This is a genomic window from Streptomyces sp. UH6 (assembly GCF_013421635.1).
Lineage (GTDB): Bacteria > Actinomycetota > Actinomycetes > Streptomycetales > Streptomycetaceae > Streptomyces > Streptomyces abyssomicinicus.
This window is the reverse complement of sequence record NZ_JACADT010000173.1, coordinates 1-8,237: the sequence shown is the minus strand read 5'-3', so window position 1 is coordinate 8,237 and position 8,237 is coordinate 1. Positions and strand designations below refer to the sequence as shown.

Here is an 8,237-nt window from a genome sequence, read left to right as displayed (position 1 = left end):
CGTCTCGGCCGCCGCCAGCGCGCAGAACCCGAGGGCCATGGCCACCATCCCGGTGTCCACGACCCGCACCGGCACCGGCGCCTGCCGGGCGGCCAGCACGGCGGCGTCGTAGGTGCCGGAGAACTCGGCGGACAGGTGCAGGGAGACGATCGCCGAGACGCCCGTCTCCGCGATCCGCCGATAGGTTTCCGCGAAGACCTCCGGGCCGGGCCGCGAGGTGGTGACGGGAAGCTTCCTGCGCAGCGACTCGGCGAGGGAGCGGGCGGAGATCTCGGTGCCCTCCTCCAGCGCCCGGTCGCCGAGGACGACGGTCAGCGGGACGGAGGTGATGCCGTGCCGGGCCGTCGTCCGGGGCGGCAGGTAGGCCGTGGAATCGGTGACGATCGCGACATGGCGGGACATGGACTGGAGGTTACCTGCCGTACTCGCCGCCCGGCATGCCACCCCGGTGACGCGGGGGTAACCGCCCCGGAGCCTTCGCCTCCGCGTCGGCGCCGCGGCAGGTCAGGTGGTGCTCTCGGGCCGGGTCTGCCGGTCCAGCTTCTCCCACGGGTTGGGCGTCCGGGGCCGCGACGGGTTCAGCGCGGCACGGCCCTCACGCGGAGCCTCCTGCTCGGTCCGGCGGCCGCGTGAGGGTTCGGGGGACGGCTGCGGCGGCGTCTGCTGCGGTGCCTCCTCGACCCGGTCCCAGTGCCGCAGGGCGCCGGCCTCGACGTCGATCTGGGCGCTCAGCGACTCCAGGTCGTCCTCGGCGAAGCGGCGCGCGCGGTCCCGGGCGGCCCAGCGCAGGGAGTCGGCGGAGCGGACGATCTGCTCGGTGCGCTCACGCAGGCCGGGCAGCCGCTCGGCGAGGGTGGCACGGTCGGGTTCGGACTCCAGCCGCTTGAGGTCGCCGTCCAGCTCACGGCCGTGAGCACCGAGCCGCTCGAAGAGGGCCAGGGACTCCTTGAGCGAGCCGTCGTCGGCCGAGCCCGCCTCCAGGGCCTGCTGGGTGGCCCGCATCGAGGTGCGCAGCTTCAGCCGCAGCTCGGCGAGCTCTCCGACGGGGCCGGGCTGGGCCATCGAGCGGGCGCGCAGCGTCGTGTCCTCGACCGAGCGGCGGGCCTGGGTGATGGTGCGGTCCACGCCGCGCCTGGCGGCGCCGACGGCCTTGACCGTGCCCCAGGCGGCCAGCGAGACGAGCAGCAAGAAGATCACCGCGAACACGGCAATGACCACATCCACCGCAGTTCCTCCTTCGCGCGCAGCCACCCGGTGCGGGAATCGGTCCCCCCCACCACTCTCCCACGGTAAACGCCAGGGGCGGGTCAGGAGTTCCACGGAACCCCCGACCCGCCCCTGATCGTTCCCCGGTTCCGCAGGCCCTGCGTCCCCTAGGGGGCGTTTTCCCGCCCGGACGGCGTTCACGCCACGGCGCCTGCCCGCGCGTCCGTCCGCCCGCGCGCCCGCCCGCGCGTCCGCCCGCGCCCGCGGGTGAGGACGAGGACCCCCGTCCTCACCCGCGGCCTCGTGGTCAGGCCGGGACGATGTTCACCAGCTTCGGCGCCCGGACGATCACCTTGCGGACACCGGCCCCGCCCAGCGCGGCGACGACCTTCTCGTCGGCCAGCGCGATCTTCTCCAGCTCCTCCTCCGAGACGGACGGGGGAACCTCCAGACGCGCCTTGACCTTGCCCTTGACCTGCACGACGCAGGTCACCGTCTCGTCGACCAGGTAGGCCGCGTCGGCGACCGGGAAGTCCTGGTGGACGACCGACTCGGCGTGGCCCAGGCGGTGCCACAGCTCCTCGGCGAAGTGCGGGGCCAGCGGGGCGACCATCAGCACCAGCGGCTCGGCCACCGAGCGCGCCACCGCGCCGCCGGCCTTGGTCAGGTGGTTGTTCAGCTCGGTGATCTTGGCGATGGCGGTGTTGAACCGCATGCCCTCCAGGTCCTGGCGGACGCCGTCGATCGCCTTGTTCAGGGCCCGCAGGGTGTCCTCGTCGGGCTCCGCGTCGACCACGGTGACCTCGCCGGTCGCCTCGTCGACGATGTTGCGCCACAGCCGCTGCAGCAGGCGGTACTGGCCGATCACCGCGCGGGTGTCCCACGGGCGGGAGACGTCCAGCGGGCCCATGGCCATCTCGTACAGGCGCAGGGTGTCGGCGCCGTACTCGGCGCAGATCTCGTCGGGGGTGACGGCGTTCTTCAGGGACTTGCCCATCTTGCCCAGCACCCGGGAGACCTGCTCGCCCTGGTACCAGTAGGCGCCGTCGCGCTCCTCCACCTCGGCGGCCGGCACGGCGATGCCCCGGCTGTCGCGGTAGACGAAGGCCTGGATCATGCCCTGGTTGAACAGCTTGTGGAACGGCTCCGGCGAGGAGATGTGCCCCAGGTCGAACAGGATCTTGGACCAGAACCGCGCGTACAGCAGGTGCAGCACCGCGTGCTCGGCGCCGCCCACGTACAGGTCGACGCCGCCGTGCGGCATGCCCTCGCGCGGGCCCATCCAGTACCGCTCGATCGCCGGGTCGACCAGCTTCTCGTCGTTGTGCGGGTCCAGGTAGCGCAGCTCGTACCAGCAGGAGCCGGCCCAGTTGGGCATGGTGTTGGTCTCGCGGCGGTACTTCTTCGGTCCGTCGCCCAGGTCCAGGGTGACGTTCACCCAGTCCTCGTTGCGCGACAGCGGGGTCTCCGGCTGGGTGTCCGCGTCGTCCGGGTCGAAGGTGCGCGGCGAGTAGTCCTCGACCTCGGGCAGCTCCAGCGGCAGCATCGACTCGGGCAGCGGGTGCGCCACGCCGTCCTCGTCGTAGACGATCGGGAACGGCTCGCCCCAGTACCGCTGGCGGCTGAACAGCCAGTCGCGCAGGCGGTAGTTGACGGTGCCCTCACCGATGCCCCGCCCGGCCAGCCAGGCGGTGATGCGGGCCTTCGCCTCGACGACGCCCAGGCCGTCCAGGGAGATGTCCTCGCCCGACGAGTTGATCAGCTTCGCGTCGTAGGAGGCGAAGGCGTCGTCCCAGTCGGCCGGGTCGGTGGACCGGCCGTCGGTGGGCTCGACCACGCAGCGCATGGGCAGCTCGAAGGCGCGGGCGAAGGCGAAATCACGGCTGTCGTGGGCGGGCACGGCCATGATCGCGCCGGTGCCGTAGCCCATCAGCACGTAGTCGGCGATGAAGACCGGGATCTTCTCCCCGTCGACCGGGTTGGTCGCGAAGACACCGGTGAAGACGCCGGTCTTGTCCTTGGCCTCGGCCTGACGCTCCACGTCGGACTTGGACGCCGCCTGCGCGCGGTAGGAGGCGACCGCCTCCGCCGGGGTGGCGTGACCACCGGTCCACGCCTCGCGGGTGCCCTCCGGCCAGGCGGTGGGGGTGAACTTCTCCACCAGCGGGTGTTCCGGCGCCAGCACCATGTAGGTGGCGCCGAACAGGGTGTCCTGGCGGGTGGTGAAGACGGTCACGGCGGCGGCCTCGCCGTCGGCGTCGACGGGGAAGTCGACGCGGGCGCCCTCGGATCGGCCGATCCAGTTGCGCTGCTGCAACTTGATCGCCTCGGGCCAGTCCAGCCCGTCCAGGTCGTCCAGCAGGCGGTCCGCGTAGGCGGTGATCCGCATGTTCCACTGGCGCAGCCTGGCCTTGAAGACCGGGAAGTTGCCGCGCTCGGAACGGCCGTCGGCGGTGACCTCCTCGTTGGCCAGCACGGTGCCCAGCCCGGGGCACCAGTTGACCGGCGCGTCCGAGGCGTAGGCCAGGCGGTACTGGCTCAGCAGATCGGCGCGCTCGACGGCGGACAGGTCGGCCCAGGCACGGCCGCCGGGGACCTGGCGCTCACCGCTCTCGAACCGGGCGACCAGCTCGGCGATCGGGCGGGCCTTGCCGGCCTCGGGGTCGTACCAGGAGTTGAAGATCTGCAGGAAGATCCACTGGGTCCACCGGTAGTACTCCGGGTCGATCGTGGCGAACGACCGGCGCTTGTCGTGGCCCAGGCCCAGGCGGCGCAGCTGCGCCTTCATGTTGGCCATGTTGGCCTCGGTGGAGACCCGCGGGTGGGTGCCGGTCTGCACGGCGAACTGCTCGGCCGGCAGGCCGAAGGCGTCGAAGCCCAGGGTGTGCAGGACGTTGTGCCCGGTCATCCGCTGGTGGCGGGCGTAGACGTCGGTGGCGATGTAGCCCAGCGGGTGGCCGACGTGCAGGCCCGCACCCGACGGGTACGGGAACATGTCCATGATGAACTTCTTGGGGCGGGCGACGACCTCGGGGTCGCCCGCCAGGTCGCCGGACGGGTTCGGGGCCTCGTAAGTCCCGTCGGCGTCCCAGAAGTCCTGCCAGCGTGCCTCGATCTCGGCCGCCAGGGCGGCCGTGTAGCGGTGGGGCGCGACCTCCGCCGACTCGGCGGCGGTCGCGGGGTTCGTCTCGCTCATGATCCTCAAAGCTCCATCGATCGACGTCGTCTCTGCCGTGGGGGCCCTGCCCCGGACTTCGTCCGGGGGTGCCCCCACCACCTGCTCGAGCGGAGCCGAGAGCTCGGGGAGGGCCCGGAAATGAAAAAACCCCTCGCACAGGAGGGGGCGCCGCGCCGATGCCGGCCACGGTTCTCGTGGTGGCCGGGACTGATCAGCGCGGCCCGCTAAGCAGAAGGCGTACGGCACGCATGGCGTCAGGGTACCGCAGCCCTTCGAAGCGCCGCGAGGCAGTTCGAAGGGCGGGACACGCAGAAGGCGGGCCATCCTTCCGGATGACCCGCCTTCTCGACTGTGGAGCTAAGGAGAATTGAACTCCTGACCTCCTGCATGCCATGCAGGCGCTCTACCAACTGAGCTATAGCCCCTTGCGGTGTGTCGTCCGGGCTTCCCTGTGCTGTTCCCCCCGGCGACACAGAGAACATTACATGACCCTGGGGGGCGGACACCAAATCGTTTCCGCTCTGTCCGGATTCGCCCGAAAAGTAAAGTAGCTCAGGCGGTTTCGAACGAGTAGAAGCGCTTGAGGGTGCAGAGCTCGTCGAGCAGCCGGCCGTAGATCGGCTCGCCCTCGAGTTCGCGGTAGGTCTCGATGGGGTCGCCTTTTATGATCAGCGCCCTGGCGCACTCCTCGCACCAGTACTGGTACTCCTCGTTGACCGGCTCCATGTCCCGCACGATCGGCGTGCCGCTGCCGCACCAGTCGCACTTCCTGCGGTGTGCCCCCACGCGCCACTCCCTCCCGTCGGGCCGCGGTCCCCATCCGGCCGTCCGATTCTGCCATGTGCGCCGGCGGCGGCACCGGGACGACGCCGGGGCCCGCCGCCCCGATACCAGGCTGATACGAAAAGATCCCGACCTGCCGGACGGGATCCCTTCCCTGGCGTACGTCCACCTAGTCACCTCCTGCGGCCCTCTGCGGCTCCGGCGAGGTGAGGGCACAGCAAAGATCCCGCCCGGTCTCTCGACCGGACGGGATCTTCCGACTGTGGAGCTAAGGAGAATTGAACTCCTGACCTCCTGCATGCCATGCAGGCGCTCTACCAACTGAGCTATAGCCCCTCGCTGTTCGCTTCCCGCTCGGCGGGGCGAACGAGTAGAACTCTAGCCTGTGACCAGCCGAAAAGTGAAATCGGCCGGTCCCGGGCCCCCGTGGGGCCCGGGAGAGCCGTCAGGTGTCGTCGCCGAGCACCGGCTCCGGCAGGGAGCCCGCGTTGTGCTCCAGCAGACGCCAGCCGCGGGCGCCCTGGCCGAGCACGGACCAGCAGCAGTTGGACAGCCCGCCCAGGCCCTCCCACAGGTGGGCGTCCAGGCCCAGCAGCCGGCCGATGGTGGTGCGGATCGTGCCGCCGTGGCTGACCACGACCAGCGTGCCGTCCACGGGGAGCTTCTCGGCGTGCCGCAGCACCACCGGGGCCGCGCGGTCGGCGACCTCGGTCTCCAGCTCGCCGCCGCCGCGGCGGACCGGCTCACCCTGCTTCCACGCCATGTACTCGTCGCCGTGCCGGGCGATGATCTCGTCGTGGGTGAGGCCCTGCCAGACACCGGCGAAGGTCTCCCGCAGGCCCTCCTCCCGGGCGACCTCCAGGCCGGTGAGGGCGGCCAGCTCGGAGGCGGTGTCGGCGGCACGCCGCAAATCGGAGGCGACGATCGCGTCCGGCGCCAGCCGGGCGAGCAGCTTGGCGGCCCGCTTGGCCTGGGCGCGGCCGGTGTCGGTGAGGTCGACGTCCGTGGTGCCCTGGAAGCGGCGCTCCACGTTCCACGAGGTCTGGCCGTGCCGCCACAGGATCACGCGGCGGCCGCGGCCGGCGTTCTTCGCGGCGGCTCCCGCGGCAGCCGTCACCAGACCTCACCGTCCGGCAGCCCGGCCTCCTCCTGCGCGGCCTGCGTCCGGGCGTGCTCCGCGGCCTTGCCACGGGTCTCCCTGGCGTCCTCCGGCAGGTCGAGCTCGGGGCAGTCCTTCCACAGACGCTCCAGGGCGTAGAAGACGCGCTCCTCGCTGTGCTGGACGTGGACGACGATGTCGACGTAGTCGAGCAGGATCCAGCGGGCGTCCCGGTCGCCCTCGCGGCGCACCGGCTTGGCTCCGAGCTCCTTCTGCAGCCGCTCCTCGATCTCGTCGACGATCGACTTGACCTGACGGTCGTTGGGCGCGGAGGCGAGCAGGAAGGCATCCGTGATCGACAGCACGTCGCTGACGTCGTAGGCGATGATGTCGTGCGCGAGCTTGTCGGCCGCGGCCTGGGCGGCGGTGGTGATGAGCTCGATGGATCGGTCGGTGGCGGTCACTGCCTGGCTTTCCGTCGTCGGACTTCTTCCCGTCCAGGGTCTCACGGACCGCCGGGACCGCCCCACGGAATACCACGAGGCCATGGCCACACCGGCGGAGCCGCACGGGCCGGACCGGGAACGGCCGGAGCCGGTCCCGCGGCGGCGGGACCGGCTCCGTGCGTGCGTGGGTGCGCGTCCTCGCACGGCGGGTCAGGTTCCCGGGTCGTAGTCCTGGCCGAGCACCACCGTGACGTCCGCGTTGGAGGCGGTGGCGCCCTTGGTGACGGCCGACTCCGGCAGGCCCAGGGTGCGGGCCACCTCGATCGCCTCGTCCTCGGCGCCCGCGTCGGCGTACCGCACCTCGGAGGTGGCGGCCGCGTCCGCGCTTCCGGCGGCGACGTAGGTGTAGCCGCCGTTGACCAGCGCCACCCGGGCGAGGTCGGCGATCGGCTGTTCCTTGGCGTCGGTCTTGCCGCCGGTGGCGTTGCGCAGGCTGACCCGCACGCCGCCGCCGTCCTCACCGGGGCTCTGGGCCTGGCCGCCGAGGACCTTCTCGACGATCTCCTGGCTGGCCTTCTCGCCGAGGGTGCCGTCGCCCTCCACGGGCAGCAGCGTGGTGCGGTAGTCGCCGCCCTTGGCGTGGTCGGCGAGGCCGGCCAGGAAGTGGCCGAGGTCCTTGTCGGTCAGCGGCGGCTCGATGATCTGGCCGAGCTGCTGCACGGTGACCGTGGCGCCCTGCTCGTCGGAGGAGAGCTTGCGCAGCACGCCCCGCATGACCTGGCCGAACCGCTCCAGCTGCGCGCTCTGCGCCTCGCTCGGGCCCCGGTAGGTGGCGTAGGCCGCGGCCATCTTGCCGCTGAGGGTCTGCTGCTCGCCCTGGTGGACCAGCGGGGCGGCGCCCTCGTCCTCGGCCTTGGGGTCGGGGACGTCGGTGTCGGTGTCGACCTCGATGTGGCCGACGATGTCGACCAGGTTCTGCAGGAACGGGGTGTCCAGCCGCCAGGTGCCCTCGATCCGGGTGCCGAGGACGGTGTCCAGGGACTCCCGGGTGCCGGACGATCCGTCGTCGCCGACGGACTGCCCGAGGGTGGTGGCGTTGCCGTCCTGGTCGATGAGGGCCAGCGAGTTGGGCAGCAGCACGGCGCTGCCCTCCTCGGTGGTGGCGTTGTCCACCAGCAGCAGGGTGGAGGTGTCCGAGCCCTTGGTGGGGTGCAGGTGGACCACGATCACGTCGCGCTTCTGGGCGCCCGAGGCGGTCCGGGAACCCTGTTCCCCGTCCGACGAGGACAGGAAGGGCAGCTTGCCCGCGTACCAGAGGTAGCCGCCGCCGGCCACCACGACCAGGGCGAGGACGACGAGGACGGCCGTCATACGGGCGCGCGCCCGGCGCTTGGCCTCCTCGCGGCGCTCGGTGCGGTTCTCGGTGAACTGGAGCCAGTCGATGACGTCCTCGGACTCGCCGTCCTGCTCCTCGACGAAGGCGAACTGCTCGGTGTCGTAGCCCGGACCGGCGTCCCGGCGCGGC

General features: G+C 71.6%; 7 protein-coding genes and 2 tRNA genes. All 9 read right to left on the bottom strand.

Features of this window, described 5'->3' with window-relative positions; all coding sequences use genetic code 11:
- A partial coding sequence (locus tag HW445_RS11745; protein WP_180220968.1) for a DegV family protein occupies positions 1 to 402 on the bottom strand: 402 nt, incomplete at its 3' end.
- A gap of 102 nt (positions 403 to 504) precedes the next feature.
- On the bottom strand, positions 505 to 1,224 hold the full coding sequence (locus HW445_RS11740) for a hypothetical protein (protein WP_180220967.1): 720 nt from the start codon (positions 1,222 to 1,224) through the stop codon (positions 505 to 507).
- A gap of 289 nt (positions 1,225 to 1,513) precedes the next feature.
- Entirely contained in the window at positions 1,514 to 4,402 is a 2,889-nt protein-coding gene (gene leuS, locus HW445_RS11735) for a leucine--tRNA ligase (RefSeq protein WP_180220966.1), read from the bottom strand.
- A gap of 334 nt (positions 4,403 to 4,736) precedes the next feature.
- Positions 4,737 to 4,809 (bottom strand) — tRNA-Ala (locus HW445_RS11730).
- Between the two features lie 127 nt (positions 4,810 to 4,936).
- Positions 4,937 to 5,170 (bottom strand): hypothetical protein, encoded by a 234-nt coding sequence (locus HW445_RS11725; protein ID WP_108955357.1) that lies wholly within the window; start codon positions 5,168 to 5,170, stop codon positions 4,937 to 4,939.
- Positions 5,171 to 5,430: 260 nt separating this feature from the next.
- Positions 5,431 to 5,503 (bottom strand) — tRNA-Ala (locus tag HW445_RS11720).
- A gap of 109 nt (positions 5,504 to 5,612) precedes the next feature.
- The gene (locus HW445_RS11715) at positions 5,613 to 6,284 is read right to left on the bottom strand and encodes a histidine phosphatase family protein (RefSeq protein WP_180220965.1); all 672 of its coding nucleotides are present in this window, start codon (positions 6,282 to 6,284) and stop codon (positions 5,613 to 5,615) included.
- The gene (gene rsfS / locus HW445_RS11710; RefSeq protein ID WP_180220964.1) at positions 6,281 to 6,730 is read right to left on the bottom strand and encodes a ribosome silencing factor; all 450 of its coding nucleotides are present in this window, start codon (positions 6,728 to 6,730) and stop codon (positions 6,281 to 6,283) included. The genes HW445_RS11715 and rsfS overlap by 4 nt, the downstream gene beginning before the upstream one ends.
- Before the next feature lie 192 nt (positions 6,731 to 6,922).
- On the bottom strand, positions 6,923 to 8,237 hold a 1,315-nt coding region (locus HW445_RS11705), incomplete at its 5' end, for an LCP family protein (protein ID WP_180220963.1).

Bases quoted from the DNA above. Each gene is read 5' to 3' on its own strand.
- leuS (WP_180220966.1), bottom strand. From the start codon at position 4,402: ATGAGCGAGACGAACCCCGCGACCGCCGCCGAGTCGGCGGAGGTCGCG.